The sequence below is a fragment of the Bacillus sp. SCT118 genome (assembly GCF_058566435.1).
In genome coordinates, this window is record NZ_CP191225.1 from 1,063,481 (window position 1) to 1,085,601 (window position 22,121).

Below are 22,121 nucleotides of genomic sequence, written 5' to 3' on the forward strand. Positions count from 1 at the left end.
GAGGGAACAAAGGTGCAGAAATATAGACGCAGAAACACGGTTGCCTTTACAGTATTAGCTTATTTTACTTTTTTTGCGGGAGTATTTTTGTTTAGTATCGGACTCTATAATGCTGATAATCTGGAACTCAATGAAAAAGGTTATTACATCGCTGTTATGATACTTGTAGCAGTTGGTGCGATTCTTACACAAAAAGTAACCCGTGATAACGCGGAGGATAATGAAATCATCGCGGAACAGGAAAAAAGACAAAATCAATCTCATATCGAATCATAAAAAAATCCGGCGACTGCACGCCGGATTTTTTGATATCACCCTGTAAACACTTCGCCGTCAGGATAACGGATATTTGATTGCTCTGTTTTTGCGAATGAAAACACGAACGTTAAAGGACCAATTCTTCCGATAAACATGATGACAATAATGATACACTTGCCAGCTGTTGTCAGTTCAGGAGTAAGCCCCATCGTAAGGCCGACAGTTCCGAATGCGGAAAAGGTTTCAAACACAATTTGAAGAAATGGCGCTTGTTCTGTGATCGTCAGGGCGAAAATCCCTAAAAACACGATGAACAAACTGGTGACGCTCACAGCTAAAGCTTTAATGATAATCGGATATTTGATGGAACGGCGGAAAATAACCGTTTCTTTTTTACCTCTCAAGTAAGCAATAACAGATGTTAAAATCACGATGAACGTAGTCAGCTTAATGCCGCTCGCCGTTGATGCGCTTCCTGCTCCGATAAACATCAATAATAAAGTAAATACAATTGTTCCTTCTCTCATGCTTCCAAAATCTAGAGAATTGAAGCCTGCGGTTCTCGGCGTCACCGCTTGAAAATAGGACGCCCACAGTTTATCCACTATATGCAGGTGGCCGAGCGTCCCAGGGTTGCTGTATTCTAAAATAAAGATCGCAAGCATAGCAATCGCATTCAACATCAGCGTTCCTGTAAGCATGAGCTTTGTATGTAAAGAAAAAGCTTTAAAACGCCGATTTTTCATCACATCAAACAGAACCGTAAATCCGATCCCTCCTGTAATAAATAGGAAAGTAATCACGAGGTTTACTGTAGGATCGCCAACGTAGCTCATCAAATTATCAGGCCACAACGAAAACCCGGCATTGTTAAAAGCAGATATTGCGTGAAACAAACTGGCAAACAAGCCGGATGACCAGCCGTACTGAGGTACAAGCCTGATGGATAAAATGAGTGCTGCTATCAATTCAATACTGATCGAAAACAGAAACAGGACTTTGACAAGGCCAATGACACCGCCGATTGTCGGCTGGTTTAAGGCTTCCTGGACGAGCATTCGTTCTTTTAAGCCGATTTTTTTTCCTAATATCATGACGATCAAGACCGCAAATGTCATAAATCCAAGCCCGCCAATCTGAATCAGCCCCATAATTACTGTTTGCCCGAATACCGTAAATTGAGTACCGGTATCGACAACAGCAAGCCCTGTAACAGTTGTAGCGGAAGCCGCAGTAAAAAGGGCATCTATCCATGACAATGGCTTCGTAGTGGAAATCGGAAGCATTAATAGGACAGCCCCGATGATAATGGTAAGGAAAAAACCAATGGCAAGCACTTGAGGCGGTGTAAACCGAACCCATTTGATCACTTTATCCTTTTGAAGTGTCACCTTTGTCTACATCCCTTCGTTTTCAAAACGTTTAATATCCTTTTTGTGGCCCATGATCACCAGGCAATCTTGCTCGTGAATGATGTCTTCAGGCGCGGGGGAAAGACAGATATCTCCATGGTGTTTAATGGCCAGGATCGTGCAGCCGTACTTTGCTCTTACATTCAGGTCAATAATCGATTTTGAATCAAGCTTGCGCGTAGCCAGCAGCTCGACAATACTGTATTCATCAGATAGATCAATGTAATTCAAAACATTTTCGTCTGAAAGGCTTTGTGCGATTTTAACCCCCATATCTTTTTCAGGATGAATAATGCGGTCAGCGCCGATTTTTTCAAGCACCTTGTGATGATAATAGTTTTGAGCCTTTACCCAAATATTTGGAATATCAAGCTCCTTTAATAATAGGGTGGTCAGCGTACTCGCTTGAATATTTGCTCCGATGGCAACAATCACATATTCAAAATTGCGTATTCCTAATGAAAGCAATTCGTTTTCTTCGGTGGCGTTGGCAATTACCGCATGAGTGGCGTAAGAAGCATATGCATTGACCTTTTCTTCGTTGATATCAACCGCAAGGACCTCATGCCCCATTCTATGAAGTTCTTTACAAATGCTGCCGCCAAACCGGCCCAGCCCGATCACGGCAAATTGCTTATTTTTAATTCTTCCCAATGTTCATATCTCCCTTAGTGAATTAACGTTTTTGAAGCAAAAAAGACCATTGCAAAGAATGGCCGATAATAGACCTCCTCTCTGTATACGCCTACGAGGTTAGCTGTCGGATTAGGGATTCAGAGTACCCCCTCTTACTTAGTAAGATTCACCCCAAGGCTGTTAATAAAACAGCCAATCGTTGGTTCCCCCGTTCGTGTTTGATTAAGCGGTAAAAGAGACTGTATGAAATTGAACACTCAAGAATTTACTCCTGTTTCTAGTGTTTGTCAATTTAAATTTTAAACCAGAAAAAAGATAACGGGGATTAGAGAAAAAGGGGAGGGTAAAACGCAAAAAAGACCGGCGTTAACCGGTCTTTTACATTAGTTGCAACCGCAAGGCTGAGTCGGAGGAGTGCTGCGCTTAGCCACGTCAATGCTGGCTTCTGCGTAAAATTTATTTCCGATGCTTAATGATTTATTCTCCGCACGGAAAGTATATGTACCAGCGGCAGGAAGTGTTTTGTTATTCAGTTTTAATTTGAATTCGCCAGCTCCTAACAAATCAAGTGCCAAAGGAACTCTTACTGTTTTCCCGTTATTGAGGATCTGTGTTGTACGCAAGGCATTTCCGTTCAATGTGTCTTTCGTGTTTGCAGTAAATCCGCTTGGCAATGTAAACTCCATAACGCCAAGGCTGAGAAGCGTGTTTGGACGGTAAGTCAATTCGATATCTGAGAAAGACCATTCCGTTTTGCTGGCGCCAGTGATTGTTGCGAACAATGAAGCTGTAGACTGTGTTCTCATAGTAGATTCAGTATGAGCTTTAGTTGATGTAGATTCAGCCGCGAAAGAAGCTGTAGGTGCAGAAACGAGTAACCCGAGACTTAATGCACTAATTGCCAAAGAAGATAATAATTTGCGTTTCATAACAAAATTCCCCCTAAAAAATGATAAATTAAACAGGCCTGCCCGCTTTTCACCTCCTCTGAAGGCCAAATACAAATTTTACCTACATAAAATTACCATCAAATATTTTGGAAGTAAATGGGGTGTTTTTCCCGTATTTTTCAAATTTGTAGTAGTTACATCAAAAAAACGCCTGGTTTCCCAGACGTTTTCTGCTTTACTTTGTTTCGATCGGTATAAATTTAAAAATTTCTCCGGTCTGCACCGATTCAGCAAGCCGTTTCAGCCAGTCATAGTAAGCTTTAGAGCTTTCCAGCTGATCGTATAACTGCAGTGCCTCATTTTTGATATCCTCATCGAGATCTTCCTTGCTTAAAACCTTTTGTAAATCAGCTTGAGCTTCCTCGATCGCTGCTACATTCACTTGAACCTCCCGCTCCCATTTAGGTGGAAAGAAATTTGTGAAAAATTTAAAGAAATCCTTTTCAGCCACAAATGTATGCTTGCGGATTCCCCGGTGAAATGTTTTTTTCACTACATTTAAGTCTTGAAGCTTTTTGACGCCTGTGCTCATGCTTGGTTTGCTCATTTGCAACTCCTCACGCATTTCGTCAAGCGTCATCTCATCCCTCATATACATCGTCCCATATAAAATCCCGACACTGCGGGTAATTCCGTAAAGATCCATCGTTTCAGCAATGGAGTCAATAACAAGATCCCGAGCCTGTTCTATAGCTGCAAATTCTGGATTTTCATCCATACTGACCCTCTTTTCCTTTAGAAAATTAAATTCGTTAAGTTATTTCTTTATGTTCTTTATCTTAACGAAACATGAGGAAAAGTCAAAAAGAAAAATCGAAATGGGACTTTGACAGTTTAAAAACCATATGTTAGATTAAGGTTGTTAAAAACATTAAATTTTTATTTAACAAACTTTATTTACGTCAAGGAGGCTTATATGAGTCAAACATTATTCATTGACGGAGAATGGATCAGTGCCGAAAAAGAACAGATCCGCAGTATTATCAACCCATTTAATCAAGAAGAAATTGCAACTGTAAGCGAGGGAGGGCGAGAGGACGCCATCAAAGCAATCGCAGCCGCACGCAGAGCATTTGACAAAGGAGAATGGTCATCGCTATCCGGGCTTGAACGCGGGAAAATTGTTCTGAAAATTGCGGAATTAATCAGACGCGATCTTGAGGAGCTGGCTGAGCTTGAATCTCTTGATACAGGAAAAACACTCGAAGAAAGCAAGGCCGATATGGACGATATCGCCAATGTTTTTCAATATTACGCCGGCTTGGCAGACAAAGATGGCGGAGAGATCATTTCATCTCCGATTCCTGATTCAGAAAGCAAAATTATTAGGGAGCCAATCGGGGTTTGCGGCCAGATTACTCCATGGAATTATCCGCTCCTTCAAGCGAGCTGGAAAATCGCCCCTGCACTGGCTGCAGGAAACACAATCGTCATGAAGCCGAGTGAGATTACGCCGCTGACGACAATCAAAGTCTTTAAGCTGATGGAAGAAGCCGGTGTTCCAAAAGGTGTCGCAAATCTTGTTCTTGGACCGGGAGCCACAGTGGGCGACGAGCTTGCCGTAAACAAAGACGTCGATTTGATTTCATTTACGGGCGGAATTGAAACAGGCAAAAAAATCATGCGGGCGGCAAGCGGAAACGTCAAAAAAATCGCCCTTGAACTTGGCGGGAAAAACCCAAATATTGTTTTCAAGGACGCGGATTTAGAAGTTGCGGTTGATCAGGCCTTAAACGCTGTATTTTTCCACGCCGGCCAAGTATGCTCTGCAGGTTCCCGCTTGCTTGTTGAGGATGCCATTCATGATCAATTTTTGGCGGAGCTGGTCAAACGGGCAAAACGCATAAAACTCGGAAACGGTTTTCATGCTGAGACAGAAAGCGGTCCGCTTATTTCGGCGGAGCACAGGGCAAAGGTAGAAAAATATGTAGAGATCGGAATAGAGGAAGGCGCGAAGCTGGAGACAGGAGGCAAACGCCCGGAAGATCCTGCGCTTCAAAACGGCTTTTTCTATGAACCTACTATTTTCTCAAACTGTAATTCTGACATGAGAATCGTTCAGGAAGAGGTTTTCGGTCCTGTATTGACAGTCGAAACCTTCAGCTCTGAAGAAGAGGTAATCGAGCTTGCGAATGATACCATCTATGGCTTGGCTGGAGCGGTATGGTCAAAAGATATTGAAAAGTGCGAACGGGTAGCAGCCCGCTTGAGAATGGGAACCGTTTGGATCAACGATTTTCATCCGTACTTTGCACAAGCGCCATGGGGCGGATATAAGCAATCCGGGTTCGGACGCGAGCTTGGAAAAATAGGCCTTGAAGAATACACAGAAGTCAAACATGTATACCGCAATACAAAACCGGCAGCGGTTAACTGGTTCAATTCATAAGAGGGGGAGATTGATGATGACATTAAATATGAAGGTAGAAAGCATGCAGAAATTCCACACATTTGAAATTCCGACTGTGATTAAGCATGGAATCGGAGCCATCAAGCATACGGGTGAGGAAGTAGCTGCACTGGGCGTTTCAAAAGCGCTCCTTGTCACAGACCCAGGGATTTATAAAGCCGGTGTTGCTGATCCTGTAATCGAATCACTTAAAGAAGCAGGCATTGAAGTGGTGCTCTTTAATAAAGTTGAGCCAAACCCGCCTGTCCGTCTGGTGAATGAAGGATCTGAGCTTTACAAAAAAGAGAACTGTAATGGTTTGGTGGCAGTCGGAGGCGGAAGCTCCATGGATACAGCAAAAGCAATCGGAGTAGAAGCGACTCACGAAGGAAGCGTGCTTGATTATGAAGCGGCAGATGGGAAAAAACCGCTGGAAAACCGCATTCCTCCGCTGACGACAATTCCTACTACAGCTGGAACAGGATCAGAAGTAACCCAATGGGCGGTTATCACAGATGAAGAAAGAGAATTCAAATTCAACACGGGCGGTCCGCTGATTGCAGCGCACTTGACCATCATTGATCCTGAGCTTCATGTTTCAATGCCTCCGCATGTAACAGCTATGACGGGAATTGATGCGCTCGCCCATGCCATTGAGTGCTATACAATGAAATTTGCACAGCCAATCACGGATGCGGTTGCCTTAATGGCGATTGAGTATGCTGCTCATTACATTAAGAGGGCATTTGCTGACGGAGAGGATCTGGAAGCAAGGTACGGAATGGCGCAGGCTGCGATGCTTGCTGGTCTTTCTTACGGAAGTGAATCAGCGGGCGCGGCTCATGCGATGAGCCAAACGCTTGGCGGTATTATCCCAGTCGCTCACGGCCAATGTGTAGCGGCGATGATGGGCCCTGTCATGGAATACAACTGGAAGGGCTATCCTGAGAAGTTTGCGCGTATTGCGAAAGCGTTCGGTATTGATACAAGCAAGATGAAAACAGAAGAAGCTGCGAAAGCATCTGTCAATTGGATGTATGATCTGGTCGAAGATTTAGAAGTGCCGACTTTAGAAGAGCAGGGAGTATCACCTAATATGATCGAACGCTTGTCTAAAGAAGCAATGAAAGATCCGCAAACCTTCGGAAACCCTAGAGATTTAAATGAAAAAGCATACAACTGGATCTACAAACGCTGCTTTAACCTTACGCCTAAAACGGTATAATCAAAATCCCGCTCCTTTACAGAGCGGGATTTTTTGGGATAATGAAGCATAGGTGGGAATTTTAGATAAGAAGGAAGGTGCCAGCTGATGTGGAAGCGTATGACTGCAAAAGCGGAAGGCTTATATATCGCAGATACAGAAAGCTTCGTAACAAAGCAAATGGACAAGCTTGATTTTGATTATGGCGGCATCCCCGGAGACTTGCATTTTGGTCTGACCAAAAAAGCGGGAGCCAGAGAACCAATGTTTTCAAGAGGGACTGAAATTTTCAACCGCAGACAAATTTCAATTGTTTCAATAGAGGAATGCAACGAAATCGCTTTAAAAATGGGAGTGCCGAGGATTTTGCCGGAATGGCTCGGGGCGAATGTGGCAGTCAGCGGTATGCCAGATCTTACTTCATTAAAAGAAGGAAGCCGGATTATTTTTCCGAGCGGAGCGGCTCTGCTGTGTGAGGGCGAAAATGATCCGTGTATCCAGCCGGGAGAAGTCATTCAGTCTTATTATCCGGACCAACCGAAGCTCGCGCCGGCTTTCGTCCGCCACGCACTTGGCATTAGAGGGATTGTCTGTATTGTGGAGAGACCTGGTGCTGTTTACACAGGTGATAAAATAGAAGTTCATTCCTATCAGCGAAAAGTCAAACGAAAAGCAGAAAGGGTCTGATGAAATCAGGCCCTTTCTATCTTTTCTTTAATTTCTTTCATTTGGCTGAGATGCCGTTTTTCATGATGGCCGATAAAATCGATCCACTGTCTGACAGTCAGCTCTTGAAACACAGGATGCGGAAGCACTCTTTCAAAATCTTCTTCTTTCAGAGAGGCAATCGCAGCAGTCAGCTGCTCTCTTACCACATCAAGCTCACGTTTCATTTGGCTGCCTGAAATAAAATCATGCGCAGGCTCAAGATGACTCGGGGCTTTCCGTTTATTATTTCTGTCCTGTGCTACCTCAAGCGGTTTTTCTTCAATTTCTTTAATCGGAGCGTCCTTTACACGTTCCTTCAACATTTTTTGTGCGGTCATATCGATTTTTTTCAAATGGTCAAGAACTTCCCGTATGCTCCATTCTTCAGCAGAAGGCTTTTGGTTCAGCTTTTCGTCAGAAAGTCCTTTCAATTCGTTCCACGTTTCTAATCTGGCTTCATTAAAGATACTCATCATATCTCCTCCTAAAATGACATTACCATATATATAAGCAATTATCATTTATAAAGCACTTCAAATGGGTTATTTGTCTTAAAATTTTGAAACTTTTCCCGTGGTGTCTCGTATAAATGGTAACGGCAGCCGTTCATCAATGCATTGATGAAGAAAGGATGAGGAAATTGGAGTTATTTGGAGTACCTATACAAACAATTTATCTTTATACGCTTATTATTGCGGGCAGCCTTACGCTGTTATTTCTGTTTTTCGGAGATGTATTTGCAGGGCTGCTGGAAGGCATTCCGTTTCTTAATCCGACATTAGTGCTCTCATTTTTCACATGTTTTTCAGCGGGCGGATATATAGGTGAACTCGTATTGCCTCTGTCAAGCTTGCTGATTGCGCTTTTATCTTGCATCCTTTCAATCATGCTGGTGGTATTGCTTCACATCTTTGTACTGGTACCATTATCATCTGCAGAAGAATCATTGGCATATAGAGAAGATGATCTCAGAGGAAGACTCGGTAAAGTGATTACAGCTGTTCCGGTTGACGGGTTTGGTGAAGTGGTCATAGAAGGGATAGGAGGCACCATTTCAAAGTCAGCGGTCAGTTTTGATAATCAGCAGATCAGTTACGGGACAACGGTGTTAGTCGTAGATATTAACAACGGAGTTCTTTCGGTTACTCCGCATGAACCCATTTAACATAAAAGGAGGAATTTGATATGACAATGCCGATTATAATGATCATCGGAGTTGTATTCTTTTTATTAATTGCACTAATAGCTGTGTTTATTACGAAGTATCGTACAGCAGGGCCTGATGAAGCGTTAATTGTAACAGGGAGCTATCTGGGGAATAAAAATGTTCATGTCGATGAAGGCGGCAACCGTATTAAAATCGTCCGCGGCGGAGGAACCTTTGTCCTTCCCGTCTTCCAGCAGGCAGAGCCGCTAAGCTTATTATCAAGCAAACTCGATGTTTCGACACCTGAAGTCTATACAGAACAAGGAGTGCCAGTAATGGCCGATGGAACTGCGATTATTAAAATCGGCGGTTCTATAGGAGAAATCGCTACAGCGGCCGAACAATTTTTAGGGAAATCAAAAGACGACCGTGAGCAGGAAGCGCGGGAGGTTTTAGAAGGCCACCTTCGTTCCATTCTCGGCTCAATGACAGTAGAAGAAATCTATAAAAACAGAGAAAAATTCTCTCAAGAGGTGCAGCGTGTCGCTTCACAGGATCTCGCGAAAATGGGGCTTGTAATCGTCTCGTTTACCATTAAAGATGTTCGTGATAAAAACGGTTATCTTGAATCATTAGGGAAACCGAGAATTGCCCAAGTAAAACGCGATGCTGATATCGCAACAGCAGAGGCTGATAAAGAAACCCGAATTAAGCGGGCAGAAGCCGATAAAGACGCAAAAAAATCAGAACTTGAACGGGCGACGGAAATCGCTGAAGCTGAAAAACTCAATCAGCTCAAAATGGCTGAATTCCGCAGAGAACAAGATACGGCAAAAGCGAATGCCGACCAGGCATATGATTTAGAGACTGCCAGAGCGCGCCAGCAAGTCACAGAGCAGGAAATGCAGGTTAAAATTATCGAACGCCAAAAACAAATAGAACTAGAAGAAAAAGAAATTCTTCGCCGTGAACGTCAATACGACTCAGAGGTAAAGAAAAAAGCCGATGCAGACCGTTATTCTGTTGAGCAGTCCGCAGCAGCTGAGAAAGCCAAACAGCTCGCGGAAGCCGATGCCAAGAAGTACAGTATTGAAGCAATGGCAAAGGCTGAGGCGGAAAAAGTAAGAATTGACGGGCTAGCAAAAGCAGAAGCGGAAAAAGCGAAAGGAGAGACAGAGGCAGAGGTTATCCGCCTGAAAGGTCTTGCAGAAGCGGAAGCAAAAGAGAAAATTGCGGCTGCCTTTGAACAGTACGGGCAGGCGGCGATTTTCGATATGATTGTCAAAATGCTTCCGGAATACGCGAAACAAGCAGCGGCACCTCTTTCAAATATTGATAAAATCACCGTTGTCGATACAGGAGGAAGCGGTGAATCAAGCGGAGCAAACAAAGTAACCAGCTATGCGACGAACTTAATGTCAAGTCTGCAAGAAAGTTTAAAAGCATCCTCGGGAATTGATGTAAAAGAAATGCTTGAGAACTTTTCAGGAAAAGGAAACGTAAAACAAAGCATTAATGAATTAACCAATGAAATCAAAGAAGCCAAAACGATCCAAAAATCAGAGTAAGGAAAGGGCAGAACCGTATGGTAACTGTACGTGAAGCGAAGTTAGAGGATATAAAGGACATTGCAAAAGTGCATGTAGACAGCTGGAGGACAACATACCACGAAATTATCCCGATTGATTATTTAAACAGCCTGAACTATAAGGAATTTGAAGACAAATGGAAAAGTCGCTCGTTAAAGGGAGTATTTGTTGCTCAGGACGAAAAGGGTTCAGTATTCGGCTTTGCTTCATTTGGACCTATTCGCTCTGAACAAGAAGTCTATGACGGCGAGTTATACGCTATTTATCTTCTGGAAGAGCGCCAGCGATAAGGTGCAGGCAGGGCGCTCTTAGCAAAAGGAGCGGAGTTTTTGCTTCAACATGGTTTTTCAAGTATGTTTGTTTGGGTTATTGAGCAGAATCCCTCGATTATATTTTATCAGGCCTATTCTCCTGAAAGAGTAGCGGAGGACAACTTTGAAATTGACAGAGTAAGGCTGAAAGAAGTAGGTCTTGGCTGGCCGTATCTTTCAGCTTTAAAAACACTTCTTAACAGATAACGAACAATCCCCCAGCGGAATTCGCTGGGGGATTGTTATTTTTACGCTTTGTCACTTTTAAGCAAACGGGGTGCTGTCATAAATAATAAACATAGGACAATTGCACAAATAATGAATGAAGGAACCATGTAAGTCGCATTATAAGTTAAAGAATAAAGCCATACCGGTGTTCCTTTTGGAGCAAAGCTGCCGAAAAACACAGCTCCTGAAATGACATGCGCGGCATAGCGCAGCAAACTGCCGATAAAAACTGCGCTGACCACTGAAACAATCAATTTCCCTTTTGTTTTTGATACAGCGGCTTTACGGACAGAAGAAGCGAAACAGCCGCTTATGCCGATTGCTGCGAAAGCGACAATGTAATCTAACAATAGCTGTACAGGATGTTGAGCAAACAAGTTTCCGATTGCTATTTGTACTAGACCTGTCAACAAACCTGTAGTAAGACCTGCTTTGACACCCCAGCGAAACGAAATTAAAAAGATCGGAATCATCATGATGGAGACCGAGCCTCCTTGAGGCATGCTAAGAAACATTCCTGAGACAATGTCTAAAATAACGGCTGCCGCTGTCATAATGGCAATTTCAATAAGGCGAACCAGTTGCTTAGATTGATTCATATCTATCTCCTTCCATTGACAGACAACCAAAAGGACAACAAAAAAGCAGCACGCGGAAGGATGAGAAAAGTTCCACGCACTGCTTTACGATCTGCAATTCATTTGACTTTGCCACATCCCTACGCCAGCGTTAACTAACAGGTTCAAAGGGTCAGAACGAAACCGCTCACTCTCAGCTTTAATGCTCCCCTTGTGGTCATCAGTATTTAGTTCGTTTCTACTATACAAGAAAACGAAAAAAACAACAAGATCACATGACTGATGTATATGTTCTTTTAAGAAAGTTATATGATACACACGCTTTAGAAATCATGGCGAGGATTATAGTTTATTTGTTTTATAGATTTTTTAAAAAAACTATTGCAATAAATAAATACAGGTGTTATATTATTAAACGTCGCTGATGCACAGCGGACACAAACTAGATGCTTCAAAACAACTTGAAAAAAGTTGTTGACAAAAAAGAAGCTGAATGTTATATTGGTAAAGATGCTTCATTGAGAAGTGACGAAATGATCTTTGAAAACTAAACAAGACAAAACGTACCTGTTAATTCATTTTTATAAATCGCACAGCGATGTGCGTAGTCAGTCAAACTAGGGCCTGCACGACGCAGGTCACACAGGTGTCACCGCAGGATGCGGTGAACTTAACCTGTGATCCATTTATCGGAGAGTTTGATCCTGGCTCAGGACGAACGCTGGCGGCGTGCCTAATACATGCAAGTCGAGCGGACAGATGGGAGCTTGCTCCCTGATGTTAGCGGCGGACGGGTGAGTAACACGTGGGTAACCTGCCTGTAAGACTGGGATAACTCCGGGAAACCGGGGCTAATACCGGATGGTTGTTTGAACCGCATGGTTCAAACATAAAAGGTGGCTTCGGCTACCACTTACAGATGGACCCGCGGCGCATTAGCTAGTTGGTGAGGTAACGGCTCACCAAGGCGACGATGCGTAGCCGACCTGAGAGGGTGATCGGCCACACTGGGACTGAGACACGGCCCAGACTCCTACGGGAGGCAGCAGTAGGGAATCTTCCGCAATGGACGAAAGTCTGACGGAGCAACGCCGCGTGAGTGATGAAGGTTTTCGGATCGTAAAGCTCTGTTGTTAGGGAAGAACAAGTACCGTTCGAATAGGGCGGCACCTTGACGGTACCTAACCAGAAAGCCACGGCTAACTACGTGCCAGCAGCCGCGGTAATACGTAGGTGGCAAGCGTTGTCCGGAATTATTGGGCGTAAAGGGCTCGCAGGCGGTTTCTTAAGTCTGATGTGAAAGCCCCCGGCTCAACCGGGGAGGGTCATTGGAAACTGGGGAACTTGAGTGCAGAAGAGGAGAGTGGAATTCCACGTGTAGCGGTGAAATGCGTAGAGATGTGGAGGAACACCAGTGGCGAAGGCGACTCTCTGGTCTGTAACTGACGCTGAGGAGCGAAAGCGTGGGGAGCGAACAGGATTAGATACCCTGGTAGTCCACGCCGTAAACGATGAGTGCTAAGTGTTAGGGGGTTTCCGCCCCTTAGTGCTGCAGCTAACGCATTAAGCACTCCGCCTGGGGAGTACGGTCGCAAGACTGAAACTCAAAGGAATTGACGGGGGCCCGCACAAGCGGTGGAGCATGTGGTTTAATTCGAAGCAACGCGAAGAACCTTACCAGGTCTTGACATCCTCTGACAATCCTAGAGATAGGACGTCCCCTTCGGGGGCAGAGTGACAGGTGGTGCATGGTTGTCGTCAGCTCGTGTCGTGAGATGTTGGGTTAAGTCCCGCAACGAGCGCAACCCTTGATCTTAGTTGCCAGCATTCAGTTGGGCACTCTAAGGTGACTGCCGGTGACAAACCGGAGGAAGGTGGGGATGACGTCAAATCATCATGCCCCTTATGACCTGGGCTACACACGTGCTACAATGGACAGAACAAAGGGCAGCGAAACCGCGAGGTTAAGCCAATCCCACAAATCTGTTCTCAGTTCGGATCGCAGTCTGCAACTCGACTGCGTGAAGCTGGAATCGCTAGTAATCGCGGATCAGCATGCCGCGGTGAATACGTTCCCGGGCCTTGTACACACCGCCCGTCACACCACGAGAGTTTGTAACACCCGAAGTCGGTGAGGTAACCTTTTAGGAGCCAGCCGCCGAAGGTGGGACAGATGATTGGGGTGAAGTCGTAACAAGGTAGCCGTATCGGAAGGTGCGGCTGGATCACCTCCTTTCTAAGGATATTATACGGAATATAAGACCTTGGGTCTTATAAACAGAACGTTCCCTGTCTTGTTTAGTTTTGAAGGCTCATTCCTTCGAAACGTGTTCTTTGAAAACTAGATAACAGTAGACATCACATTCAATTAGTAATACAAGATATCACATAGTGATTCTTTTTAACGGTTAAGTTAGAAAGGGCGCACGGTGGATGCCTTGGCACTAGGAGCCGATGAAGGACGGGACGAACACCGATATGCTTCGGGGAGCTGTAAGCAAGCTTTGATCCGGAGATTTCCGAATGGGGAAACCCACCACTCGTAATGGAGTGGTATCCATATCTGAATTCATAGGATATGAGAAGGCAGACCCGGGGAACTGAAACATCTAAGTACCCGGAGGAAGAGAAAGCAAATGCGATTCCCTGAGTAGCGGCGAGCGAAACGGGATCAGCCCAAACCAAGAGGCTTGCCTCTTGGGGTTGTAGGACACTCTGTACGGAGTTACAAAAGAACGAGGTAGATGAAGAGGTCTGGAAAGGCCCGCCATAGGAGGTAACAGCCCTGTAGTCAAAACTTCGTTCTCTCCTGAGTGGATCCTGAGTACGGCGGAACACGTGAAATTCCGTCGGAATCCGGGAGGACCATCTCCCAAGGCTAAATACTCCCTAGTGACCGATAGTGAACCAGTACCGTGAGGGAAAGGTGAAAAGCACCCCGGAAGGGGAGTGAAAGAGATCCTGAAACCGTGTGCCTACAAGTAGTCAGAGCCCGTTAACGGGTGATGGCGTGCCTTTTGTAGAATGAACCGGCGAGTTACGATCCCGTGCAAGGTTAAGCAGAAGATGCGGAGCCGCAGCGAAAGCGAGTCTGAATAGGGCGCATGAGTACGTGGTCGTAGACCCGAAACCAGGTGATCTACCCATGTCCAGGGTGAAGTTCAGGTAACACTGAATGGAGGCCCGAACCCACGCACGTTGAAAAGTGCGGGGATGAGGTGTGGGTAGGGGTGAAATGCCAATCGAACCTGGAGATAGCTGGTTCTCTCCGAAATAGCTTTAGGGCTAGCCTCAAGGTAAGAGTCTTGGAGGTAGAGCACTGATTGGACTAGGGGCCCCTACCGGGTTACCGAATTCAGTCAAACTCCGAATGCCAATGACTTATCCTTGGGAGTCAGACTGCGAGTGATAAGATCCGTAGTCGAAAGGGAAACAGCCCAGACCGCCAGCTAAGGTCCCAAAGTATACGTTAAGTGGAAAAGGATGTGGAGTTGCTTAGACAACCAGGATGTTGGCTTAGAAGCAGCCACCATTTAAAGAGTGCGTAATAGCTCACTGGTCGAGTGACTCTGCGCCGAAAATGTACCGGGGCTAAACGTATCACCGAAGCTGCGGACTGTTCTTCGAACAGTGGTAGGAGAGCGTTCTAAGGGCTGTGAAGCCAGACCGGAAGGACTGGTGGAGCGCTTAGAAGTGAGAATGCCGGTATGAGTAGCGAAAGAGGGGTGAGAATCCCCTCCACCGAATGCCTAAGGTTTCCTGAGGAAGGCTCGTCCGCTCAGGGTTAGTCGGGACCTAAGCCGAGGCCGAAAGGCGTAGGCGATGGACAACAGGTTGATATTCCTGTACCACCTCCTCACCATTTGAGCAATGGGGGGACGCAGGAGGATAGGGTAAGCGCGGTATTGGATATCCGCGTCCAAGCAGTTAGGCTGGGAAATAGGCAAATCCGTTTCCCATAAGGCTGAGCTGTGATGGCGAGCGAAATATAGTAGCGAAGTTCCTGATTCCACACTGCCAAGAAAAGCCTCTAGCGAGGTGAGAGGTGCCCGTACCGCAAACCGACACAGGTAGGCGAGGAGAGAATCCTAAGGTGATCGAGAGAACTCTCGTTAAGGAACTCGGCAAAATGACCCCGTAACTTCGGGAGAAGGGGTGCTCTGTTAGGGTGCAAGCCCGAGAGAGCCGCAGTGAATAGGCCCAGGCGACTGTTTAGCAAAAACACAGGTCTCTGCGAAGCCGTAAGGCGAAGTATAGGGGCTGACGCCTGCCCGGTGCTGGAAGGTTAAGAGGAGCGCTTAGCGTAAGCGAAGGTGCGAATTGAAGCCCCAGTAAACGGCGGCCGTAACTATAACGGTCCTAAGGTAGCGAAATTCCTTGTCGGGTAAGTTCCGACCCGCACGAAAGGCGCAACGATCTGGGCACTGTCTCAACGAGAGACTCGGTGAAATTATAGTACCTGTGAAGATGCAGGTTACCCGCGACAGGACGGAAAGACCCCGTGGAGCTTTACTGCAGCCTGATATTGAATGTTGGTACAGCTTGTACAGGATAGGTAGGAGCCTTGGAAACCGGAGCGCCAGCTTCGGTGGAGGCATCGGTGGGATACTACCCTGGCTGTATTGACCTTCTAACCCGCCGCCCTTATCGGGCGGGGAGACAGTGTCAGGTGGGCAGTTTGACTGGGGCGGTCGCCTCCTAAAAGGTAACGGAGGCGCCCAAAGGTTCCCTCAGAATGGTTGGAAATCATTCGCAGAGTGTAAAGGCACAAGGGAGCTTGACTGCGAGACCTACAAGTCGAGCAGGGACGAAAGTCGGGCTTAGTGATCCGGTGGTTCCGCATGGAAGGGCCATCGCTCAACGGATAAAAGCTACCCCGGGGATAACAGGCTTATCTCCCCCAAGAGTCCACATCGACGGGGAGGTTTGGCACCTCGATGTCGGCTCATCGCATCCTGGGGCTGTAGTCGGTCCCAAGGGTTGGGCTGTTCGCCCATTAAAGCGGTACGCGAGCTGGGTTCAGAACGTCGTGAGACAGTTCGGTCCCTATCCGTCGTGGGCGCAGGAAATTTGAGAGGAGCTGTCCTTAGTACGAGAGGACCGGGATGGACGCACCGCTGGTGTACCAGTTGTTCTGCCAAGGGCATCGCTGGGTAGCTATGTGCGGACGGGATAAGTGCTGAAAGCATCTAAGCATGAAGCCCCCCTCAAGATGAGATTTCCCATTCCGCAAGGAAGTAAGATCCCTGAAAGATGATCAGGTTGATAGGTCTGAGGTGGAAGTGTGGCGACACATGGAGCTGACAGATACTAATCGATCGAGGACTTAACCACATTTTGAATGATGTCACACCTGTTATCTAGTTTTGAGAGAACACTCTCAATTTGTTTGGTGGCGATAGCGAAGAGGTCACACCCGTTCCCATGCCGAACACGGAAGTTAAGCTCTTCAGCGTCGATGGTAGTCGGGGGTTTCCCCCTGTGAGAGTAGGACGCCGCCAAGCAATTGCACGTTAGTGCAATTATGGAGGATTAGCTCAGCTGGGAGAGCATCTGCCTTACAAGCAGAGGGTCGGCGGTTCGAGCCCGTCATCCTCCACCATTTTTCATTATACATATCGGTTTTACATATATGCCGGTGTAGCTCAATTGGTAGAGCAACTGACTTGTAATCAGTAGGTTGGGGGTTCAAGTCCTCTTGCCGGCACCACTTTTATATGATATAATATTCAAGTCTCTTGTAAGAAGAGCCATTAGCTCAGTTGGTAGAGCATCTGACTTTTAATCAGAGGGTCGAAGGTTCGAGTCCTTCATGGCTCACCATTTACATGTTGCGGATGTGGCGGAATTGGCAGACGCGCTAGAATCAGGCTCTAGTGTCTTTACAGACGTGGGGGTTCAAGTCCCTTCATCCGCACCATTTCTGCGGAAGTAGTTCAGTGGTAGAACACCACCTTGCCAAGGTGGGGGTCGCGGGTTCGAATCCCGTCTTCCGCTCCAACTATACCATCCACGCCGGGGTGGTGGAATTGGCAGACACACAGGACTTAAAATCCTGCGGTAGGTGACTACCGTGCCGGTTCAAGTCCGGCCCTCGGCATTAAGTTTTGCGCCCGTAGCTCAATTGGATAGAGCGTTTGACTACGGATCAAAAGGTTAGGGGTTCGACTCCTCTCGGGCGCGCCATGATCTATATGAAATCGGGAAGTAGCTCAGCTTGGTAGAGCACATGGTTTGGGACCATGGGGTCGCAGGTTCGAATCCTGTCTTCCCGACCATTCTTGGGGCCTTAGCTCAGCTGGGAGAGCGCCTGCTTTGCACGCAGGAGGTCAGCGGTTCGATCCCGCTAGGCTCCACTTGGTTTCAAAAAATATTTGGCGGTGTAGCTCAGCTGGCTAGAGCGTACGGTTCATACCCGTGAGGTCGGGGGTTCGATCCCCTCCGCCGCTACCAATGGACCTTTAGCTCAGTTGGTTAGAGCAGACGGCTCATAACCGTCCGGTCGTAGGTTCGAGTCCTACAAGGTCCACCACTATACGGAGGAATACCCAAGTCTGGCTGAAGGGATCGGTCTTGAAAACCGACAGGGGTGTCAAAGCCCGCGGGGGTTCGAATCCCTCTTCCTCCGCCATACATATTCCTAATCATCGCGGGGTGGAGCAGTTCGGTAGCTCGTCGGGCTCATAACCCGAAGGTCGCAGGTTCAAATCCTGCCCCCGCAACCAAATTTTAAAATGGTCCGGTAGTTCAGTTGGTTAGAATGCCTGCCTGTCACGCAGGAGGTCGCGGGTTCGAGTCCCGTCCGGACCGCCATTTAAATACTTAGGCTCGGTAGCTCAGTTGGTAGAGCAACGGACTGAAAATCCGTGTGTCGGCGGTTCGATTCCGTCCCGAGCCACCATTTATCATTATATTTTGGCGGTTGTGGCGAAGTGGTTAACGCACCAGATTGTGGCTCTGGCATTCGTGGGTTCGATTCCCATCAATCGCCCCAAATAAAAATTGCGGGTGTAGTTTAGTGGTAAAACCTCAGCCTTCCAAGCTGATGTCGTGGGTTCGATTCCCATCACCCGCTCCATTTCTATATCGTCATGGGCCTGTAGCTCAGCTGGTTAGAGCGCACGCCTGATAAGCGTGAGGTCGATGGTTCGAGTCCATTCAGGCCCACCATGACTTTTGTATTCCACAGTAGCTCAGTGGTAGAGCTATCGGCTGTTAACCGATCGGTCGCAGGTTCGAATCCTGCCTGTGGAGCCAAATGGAGAAGTACTCAAGTGGCTGAAGAGGCGCCCCTGCTAAGGGTGTAGGTCGTGTAAGCGGCGCGAGGGTTCAAATCCCTCCTTCTCCGCCATATGATTACAGATATAATAATTATCGGCCCGTTGGTCAAGCGGTTAAGACACCGCCCTTTCACGGCGGTAACACGGGTTCGAATCCCGTACGGGTCATCCAGAAGCCTTGCATATCCTGCAAGGTTTTTTTGTTTTATAAATCATGATATGTCTTAGATTTTGTTCTTTATTTTAAAAACAGACTACAAAAATCTCCATATATTTCGTTTTTCTTCAGAAAATGAAGTTAATTGTCTATAAGTATAAGCGCTTTCAGGAAAGGGCTTTTTTTTATTTCTTCGAATAAATACTATAAATGAAAACTATGATGTCAGAAAGGATGATTACATGGCCGCTGCCAGCCCGACAGCACATGATGTTTATCTTTTTCACGAAGGCAGTCTGTTTAAAAGCTATCAGCTGTTTGGCTCGCATTACCGCGAGCTGAATGGCAAAAGCGGATATGAATTCTGTGTGTGGGCGCCTCATGCGTTGGAAGTACGAGTGGCTGGAGATTTTAACAGCTGGTCTGGAGAAGAGCATGTGATGCACAGAGTGAATGATAATGGCATTTGGACGTTATTTATTCCAGGTATAGGAGAAAAGGAACGATATAAATATGAAATCGTGACGAATAACGGTGAGATCAGGCTGAAGGCAGATCCATACGCTATTTATTCAGAAGTCAGACCAAACACAGCGTCACTTACTTACGATTTGGAAGGGTACAGCTGGCAAGATCAAAAATGGCAAAAAAAACAGAAGGCTAAGACGCTGTATGAAAAACCTGTTTTCATTTATGAACTGCATCTTGGATCTTGGAAGAAGCATTCTGATGGCAGGCATTATTCCTATAAAGAATTAAGTCAGACGCTTATCCCTTATATCAAGGAGCATGGGTTTACCCATATTGAACTGCTTCCGGTGTATGAGCATCCATATGATCGTTCATGGGGGTACCAAGGAACGGGGTATTACAGCCCGACAAGCAGGTTTGGCACGCCGCATGATCTGATGAAGTTTGTTGATGAATGTCATCAACAAAATATCGGAGTCATTTTGGATTGGGTCCCCGGACATTTTTGTAAAGATGCACATGGACTCTATATGTTTGATGGAGAACCGCTTTATGAATACAAAGAAGAACGTGATCGGGAGAACTGGTTATGGGGCACGGCAAACTTTGACCTGGGAAAACCGGAAGTTCATAGTTTTTTAATTTCGAATGCGTTGTACTGGGCGGAATTCTATCATATAGATGGATTTAGGGTTGATGCAGTGGCTAATATCTTGTATTGGCCAAATCAGGATGAACGCCACACGAATCCATATGCTGTTGATTTTTTAAAAAAACTCAATCAAACCATGAGAGAGGCATATCCCCATGTGATGATGATTGCGGAAGATTCTACAGAATGGCCTCAAGTGACAGGTGCCGTTGAGGAAGGGGGGCTTGGTTTTCATTATAAATGGAATATGGGATGGATGAATGACGTACTGAAATACATGGAGACGCCGCCCGAAGAAAGGCGGCATTGTCATCAGCTTATCTCTTTTTCATTACTATATGCGTTTAGTGAGCATTTTGTATTGCCGTTTTCTCATGATGAAGTCGTATACGGAAAAAAATCACTTCTTAATAAAATGCCTGGCGACTACTGGCAGAAATTTGCCCAGTATCGGCTTTTGCTGGGCTATATGACAGTGCATCCCGGAAAGAAATTGATCTTTATGGGATCAGAGTTTGCCCAATTTGATGAATGGAAAGATACAGAACAGCTTGATTGGTTTTTGGACTCCTTCCCCATGCATCAGAAAGCCAGCGTTTTTACGCAAGATCTTCTCCGCTTTTACCAAAAAAGCAAAATCCTTTATGAGCATGACCATCGTGCACAATCGTTTGAATGGATTGATGTCCATAATGACGAACAATCAATCTTTTCTTTTATTCGTTATGGCAAAAAGCACGGTGAGGCGCTTGTCATCATTTGTAATTTTACACCCGTGGTCTATCATCAATATGATGTTGGAGTTCCTTTTTTTACTCAATACATTGAAGTGCTTAACAGTGACAGTGAAACATATGGAGGCTCAGGACAAATCAACAAAAAGCCGTTATCGGCTAAAAAGGGAGCACTTCATCATAAACCGTGTTATATCACGATGACCATCCCCCCTTACGGCATCTCGATTTTACGGGCGGTTAAAAAAAGAGGAGAGATAAAAAGATGAAAAAACAATGTGTAGCCATGCTCCTTGCCGGCGGGAAGGGCAGCCGTCTCAGCGGATTAACAAAAAATATGGCCAAACCGGCTGTATCTTTCGGGGGAAAATACAGGATTATTGATTTTACCCTAAGCAACTGTTCTAATTCAGGCATAGACACAGTCGGGATTTTAACGCAATATCAGCCGCTTGAGCTGAATTCCTATATTGGGATCGGCAGTGCATGGGACCTGGATAGATATAATGGCGGCGTGACGGTTTTACCCCCTTATGCCGAGTCATCAGAAGTCAAATGGTATAAAGGGACGGCAAGCGCCATTTATGAAAATCTCAATTATTTGAATCAGTATGATCCTGAGTATGTACTGATTTTGTCAGGAGACCACATATACAAAATGGACTACGGCAAAATGCTTGATTATCACATTGAAAAGAAAGCAGATGTGACCATCTCTGTCATCGAAGTGGGCTGGGAGGAAGCAAGCCGGTTCGGCATCATGAAGGCCAATCCAGATGGGACGATCACACATTTTGATGAAAAGCCCAAATTCCCTAAGAGCAATCTTGCCTCAATGGGGATTTATATATTCAATTGGCCGCTTTTGAAACAGTATCTTGAGATGGACGATCAAAACCCTTATTCTAGCCACGACTTCGGCAAAGACATTATTCCTCTGCTTTTGGAGGAGAAAAAGAAGCTTTCCGCTTATCCGTTCAAGGGATATTGGAAGGATGTCGGAACGGTGCAGAGCTTGTGGGAAGCCAATATGGATTTGTTAAAAGAGGACTCGGAGCTGAAGCTGTTTGAACGCAAATGGAAAATTTACTCCGTCAATCCAAATCAGCCTCCGCAATTTATTTCATCTGATGCGCAGGTTCAAGATTCGCTTGTGAACGAAGGTTGTGTTGTATATGGAAATGTGTCTCACTCCGTTCTTTTTCAAGGTGTGACTGTCGGTAAGCATACGACTGTTACATCATCCGTCATAATGCCGGATGTGACGATTGGGGAGCATGTAGTCATTGAAAATGCCATCGTTCCTAATGGGATGGTGCTGCCGGATGGCGCAGTGATTCGCTCCGAAAAAGACATTGAAGAGGTGCTGCTCGTTTCAGAGGAATTTGTAGAAAAAGAATTGATTTAATTACTGAAG

General features: G+C 45.9%; 14 protein-coding genes, 21 tRNA genes, 3 rRNA genes, 1 pseudogene and 2 riboswitches. Of the genes and pseudogenes, 33 read left to right on the forward strand and 6 right to left on the reverse strand.

Annotated elements, in window-relative coordinates:
- The first annotated feature begins 12 nt into the window (after positions 1-12).
- Positions 13-276 (forward strand): YiaA/YiaB family inner membrane protein, encoded by a 264-nt coding sequence (locus ACQVGT_RS05310; RefSeq protein WP_003222348.1) that lies wholly within the window; start codon positions 13-15, stop codon positions 274-276.
- A 35-nt stretch (positions 277-311) separates the two neighbouring features.
- Here ACQVGT_RS05310 and ktrB read toward each other — a convergent pair whose 3' ends face one another.
- From ktrB to gbsR, 4 genes are all read right to left on the reverse strand, one after another.
- Entirely contained in the window at positions 312-1,649 is a 1,338-nt protein-coding gene (gene ktrB / locus ACQVGT_RS05315) for a Ktr system potassium transporter KtrB (protein WP_046340262.1), read from the reverse strand.
- 6 nt (positions 1,650-1,655) lie between these two features.
- A complete protein-coding gene (gene ktrA / locus ACQVGT_RS05320) occupies positions 1,656-2,324 on the reverse strand; it encodes a potassium uptake protein KtrA (protein ID WP_003228942.1) in 669 nt (222 codons plus the stop codon).
- 72 nt (positions 2,325-2,396) lie between these two features.
- A riboswitch (cyclic di-AMP (ydaO/yuaA leader) is annotated at positions 2,397-2,545 on the reverse strand.
- A gap of 144 nt (positions 2,546-2,689) precedes the next feature.
- Entirely contained in the window at positions 2,690-3,235 is a 546-nt protein-coding gene (gene bslA, locus ACQVGT_RS05325) for a biofilm surface layer hydrophobin BslA (protein WP_003243556.1), read from the reverse strand.
- A gap of 196 nt (positions 3,236-3,431) precedes the next feature.
- The gene (gene gbsR, locus ACQVGT_RS05330) at positions 3,432-3,974 is read right to left on the reverse strand and encodes a transcriptional regulator GbsR (RefSeq protein ID WP_014477778.1); all 543 of its coding nucleotides are present in this window, start codon (positions 3,972-3,974) and stop codon (positions 3,432-3,434) included.
- Between the two features lie 198 nt (positions 3,975-4,172).
- Between gbsR and betB the strand changes: the two genes are divergently transcribed.
- The 3 genes from betB to ACQVGT_RS05345 all read left to right on the forward strand — a co-directional run bounded on the left by betB (position 4,173) and on the right by ACQVGT_RS05345 (position 7,536).
- Positions 4,173-5,645: a betaine-aldehyde dehydrogenase gene (betB, locus tag ACQVGT_RS05335; protein WP_015483611.1), complete on the forward strand. Its 1,473-nt coding sequence runs from the start codon at positions 4,173-4,175 to the stop codon at positions 5,643-5,645.
- Between the two features lie 16 nt (positions 5,646-5,661).
- Positions 5,662-6,870, forward strand: a complete 1,209-nt coding sequence (gbsB, locus tag ACQVGT_RS05340) for a choline dehydrogenase (protein WP_015483610.1) — start codon at positions 5,662-5,664, stop codon at positions 6,868-6,870.
- Between the two features lie 87 nt (positions 6,871-6,957).
- Positions 6,958-7,536, forward strand: a complete 579-nt coding sequence (locus tag ACQVGT_RS05345; RefSeq protein WP_015483609.1) for an MOSC domain-containing protein — start codon at positions 6,958-6,960, stop codon at positions 7,534-7,536.
- 5 nt (positions 7,537-7,541) lie between these two features.
- Here the strand turns inward: ACQVGT_RS05345 and ACQVGT_RS05350 are convergent, their stop codons facing one another.
- Positions 7,542-8,030 carry a DinB family protein gene (locus ACQVGT_RS05350; protein WP_003242867.1) on the reverse strand — a complete coding sequence of 163 codons (489 nt, stop codon included), beginning with the start codon at positions 8,028-8,030 and terminating at the stop codon, positions 7,542-7,544.
- A gap of 167 nt (positions 8,031-8,197) precedes the next feature.
- On the opposite strand from ACQVGT_RS05350, the gene ACQVGT_RS05355 reads away from it, so the two are divergent.
- From ACQVGT_RS05355 to ACQVGT_RS05365, 3 genes and pseudogenes are all read left to right on the forward strand, one after another.
- Entirely contained in the window at positions 8,198-8,722 is a 525-nt protein-coding gene (locus ACQVGT_RS05355) for an NfeD family membrane protein (RefSeq protein ID WP_015483608.1), read from the forward strand.
- A 20-nt stretch (positions 8,723-8,742) separates the two neighbouring features.
- Positions 8,743-10,272, forward strand: coding sequence for a flotillin lipid rafts scaffold protein FloT (floT, locus tag ACQVGT_RS05360; RefSeq protein WP_015384468.1), 1,530 nt, complete (start codon positions 8,743-8,745; stop codon positions 10,270-10,272).
- 17 nt (positions 10,273-10,289) lie between these two features.
- A pseudogene (locus ACQVGT_RS05365) lies at positions 10,290-10,811 on the forward strand (GNAT family N-acetyltransferase).
- 41 nt (positions 10,812-10,852) lie between these two features.
- On the opposite strand, the gene thiT reads toward ACQVGT_RS05365, so the two are convergent.
- A complete protein-coding gene (gene thiT / locus ACQVGT_RS05370; protein WP_015483606.1) occupies positions 10,853-11,431 on the reverse strand; it encodes an energy-coupled thiamine transporter ThiT in 579 nt (192 codons plus the stop codon).
- Positions 11,432-11,530: 99 nt separating this feature from the next.
- A riboswitch (TPP riboswitch) is annotated at positions 11,531-11,632 on the reverse strand.
- Positions 11,633-12,096: 464 nt separating this feature from the next.
- Between thiT and ACQVGT_RS05375 the strand changes: the two genes are divergently transcribed.
- The 26 genes from ACQVGT_RS05375 to ACQVGT_RS05500 all read left to right on the forward strand — a co-directional run bounded on the left by ACQVGT_RS05375 (position 12,097) and on the right by ACQVGT_RS05500 (position 22,112).
- Positions 12,097-13,646: ribosomal RNA gene (locus ACQVGT_RS05375) — 16S ribosomal RNA — on the forward strand.
- A gap of 170 nt (positions 13,647-13,816) precedes the next feature.
- Positions 13,817-16,744 (forward strand): 23S ribosomal RNA (locus ACQVGT_RS05380).
- 54 nt (positions 16,745-16,798) lie between these two features.
- A 5S ribosomal RNA gene (rrf, locus tag ACQVGT_RS05385) occupies positions 16,799-16,914 on the forward strand.
- Together the 16S, 23S and 5S rRNA genes with 21 tRNA genes alongside form the textbook arrangement of a ribosomal RNA operon.
- 22 nt (positions 16,915-16,936) lie before the next feature.
- Positions 16,937-17,012 (forward strand) — tRNA-Val (locus ACQVGT_RS05390).
- Positions 17,013-17,044: 32 nt separating this feature from the next.
- Positions 17,045-17,120: transfer RNA gene (locus tag ACQVGT_RS05395), tRNA-Thr, on the forward strand.
- A 37-nt stretch (positions 17,121-17,157) separates the two neighbouring features.
- Positions 17,158-17,233, forward strand: a tRNA-Lys gene (locus tag ACQVGT_RS05400).
- Positions 17,234-17,243: 10 nt separating this feature from the next.
- A tRNA-Leu gene (locus tag ACQVGT_RS05405) sits at positions 17,244-17,330 on the forward strand.
- A 5-nt stretch (positions 17,331-17,335) separates the two neighbouring features.
- Positions 17,336-17,410 (forward strand) — tRNA-Gly (locus ACQVGT_RS05410).
- Positions 17,411-17,424: 14 nt separating this feature from the next.
- Positions 17,425-17,510, forward strand: a tRNA-Leu gene (locus ACQVGT_RS05415).
- 9 nt (positions 17,511-17,519) lie between these two features.
- Positions 17,520-17,596, forward strand: a tRNA-Arg gene (locus tag ACQVGT_RS05420).
- A 15-nt stretch (positions 17,597-17,611) separates the two neighbouring features.
- A tRNA-Pro gene (locus ACQVGT_RS05425) sits at positions 17,612-17,688 on the forward strand.
- A gap of 5 nt (positions 17,689-17,693) precedes the next feature.
- Positions 17,694-17,766, forward strand: a tRNA-Ala gene (locus tag ACQVGT_RS05430).
- 20 nt (positions 17,767-17,786) lie between these two features.
- Positions 17,787-17,863: transfer RNA gene (locus ACQVGT_RS05435), tRNA-Met, on the forward strand.
- Positions 17,864-17,865: 2 nt separating this feature from the next.
- A tRNA-Ile gene (locus tag ACQVGT_RS05440) sits at positions 17,866-17,942 on the forward strand.
- Between the two features lie 6 nt (positions 17,943-17,948).
- Positions 17,949-18,041, forward strand: a tRNA-Ser gene (locus ACQVGT_RS05445).
- 17 nt (positions 18,042-18,058) lie between these two features.
- A tRNA-Met gene (locus ACQVGT_RS05450) sits at positions 18,059-18,135 on the forward strand.
- Positions 18,136-18,146: 11 nt separating this feature from the next.
- Positions 18,147-18,223: transfer RNA gene (locus ACQVGT_RS05455), tRNA-Asp, on the forward strand.
- A 12-nt stretch (positions 18,224-18,235) separates the two neighbouring features.
- Positions 18,236-18,311 (forward strand) — tRNA-Phe (locus tag ACQVGT_RS05460).
- A gap of 17 nt (positions 18,312-18,328) precedes the next feature.
- Positions 18,329-18,404, forward strand: a tRNA-His gene (locus tag ACQVGT_RS05465).
- 10 nt (positions 18,405-18,414) lie between these two features.
- A tRNA-Gly gene (locus ACQVGT_RS05470) sits at positions 18,415-18,488 on the forward strand.
- 15 nt (positions 18,489-18,503) lie between these two features.
- Positions 18,504-18,580, forward strand: a tRNA-Ile gene (locus ACQVGT_RS05475).
- 12 nt (positions 18,581-18,592) lie between these two features.
- Positions 18,593-18,667 (forward strand) — tRNA-Asn (locus tag ACQVGT_RS05480).
- Positions 18,668-18,670: 3 nt separating this feature from the next.
- A tRNA-Ser gene (locus ACQVGT_RS05485) sits at positions 18,671-18,761 on the forward strand.
- Positions 18,762-18,786: 25 nt separating this feature from the next.
- Positions 18,787-18,858 (forward strand) — tRNA-Glu (locus tag ACQVGT_RS05490).
- 231 nt (positions 18,859-19,089) lie between these two features.
- On the forward strand, positions 19,090-20,973 hold the full coding sequence (glgB, locus tag ACQVGT_RS05495; protein WP_015384463.1) for a 1,4-alpha-glucan branching enzyme: 1,884 nt from the start codon (positions 19,090-19,092) through the stop codon (positions 20,971-20,973).
- The gene (locus ACQVGT_RS05500) at positions 20,970-22,112 is read left to right on the forward strand and encodes a glucose-1-phosphate adenylyltransferase (RefSeq protein WP_003229018.1); all 1,143 of its coding nucleotides are present in this window, start codon (positions 20,970-20,972) and stop codon (positions 22,110-22,112) included. The genes glgB and ACQVGT_RS05500 overlap by 4 nt, the downstream gene beginning before the upstream one ends.
- The last annotated feature ends 9 nt before the right edge of the window (positions 22,113-22,121 follow it).

Bases quoted from the DNA above. Each gene is read 5' to 3' on its own strand.
- ACQVGT_RS05350 (WP_003242867.1), bottom strand. From the start codon at position 8,030: ATGAGTATCTTTAATGAAGCCAGATTAGAAACGTGGAACGAATTGAAA.
- gbsB (WP_015483610.1), top strand. From the start codon at position 5,662: ATGACATTAAATATGAAGGTAGAAAGCATGCAGAAATTCCACACATTT.
- betB (WP_015483611.1), top strand. From the start codon at position 4,173: ATGAGTCAAACATTATTCATTGACGGAGAATGGATCAGTGCCGAAAAA.
- ACQVGT_RS05345 (WP_015483609.1), top strand. From the start codon at position 6,958: ATGTGGAAGCGTATGACTGCAAAAGCGGAAGGCTTATATATCGCAGAT.
- thiT (WP_015483606.1), bottom strand. From the start codon at position 11,431: ATGAATCAATCTAAGCAACTGGTTCGCCTTATTGAAATTGCCATTATG.
- ACQVGT_RS05500 (WP_003229018.1), top strand. From the start codon at position 20,970: ATGAAAAAACAATGTGTAGCCATGCTCCTTGCCGGCGGGAAGGGCAGC.
- gbsR (WP_014477778.1), bottom strand. From the start codon at position 3,974: ATGGATGAAAATCCAGAATTTGCAGCTATAGAACAGGCTCGGGATCTT.
- glgB (WP_015384463.1), top strand. From the start codon at position 19,090: ATGGCCGCTGCCAGCCCGACAGCACATGATGTTTATCTTTTTCACGAA.
- bslA (WP_003243556.1), bottom strand. From the start codon at position 3,235: ATGAAACGCAAATTATTATCTTCTTTGGCAATTAGTGCATTAAGTCTC.
- floT (WP_015384468.1), top strand. From the start codon at position 8,743: ATGACAATGCCGATTATAATGATCATCGGAGTTGTATTCTTTTTATTA.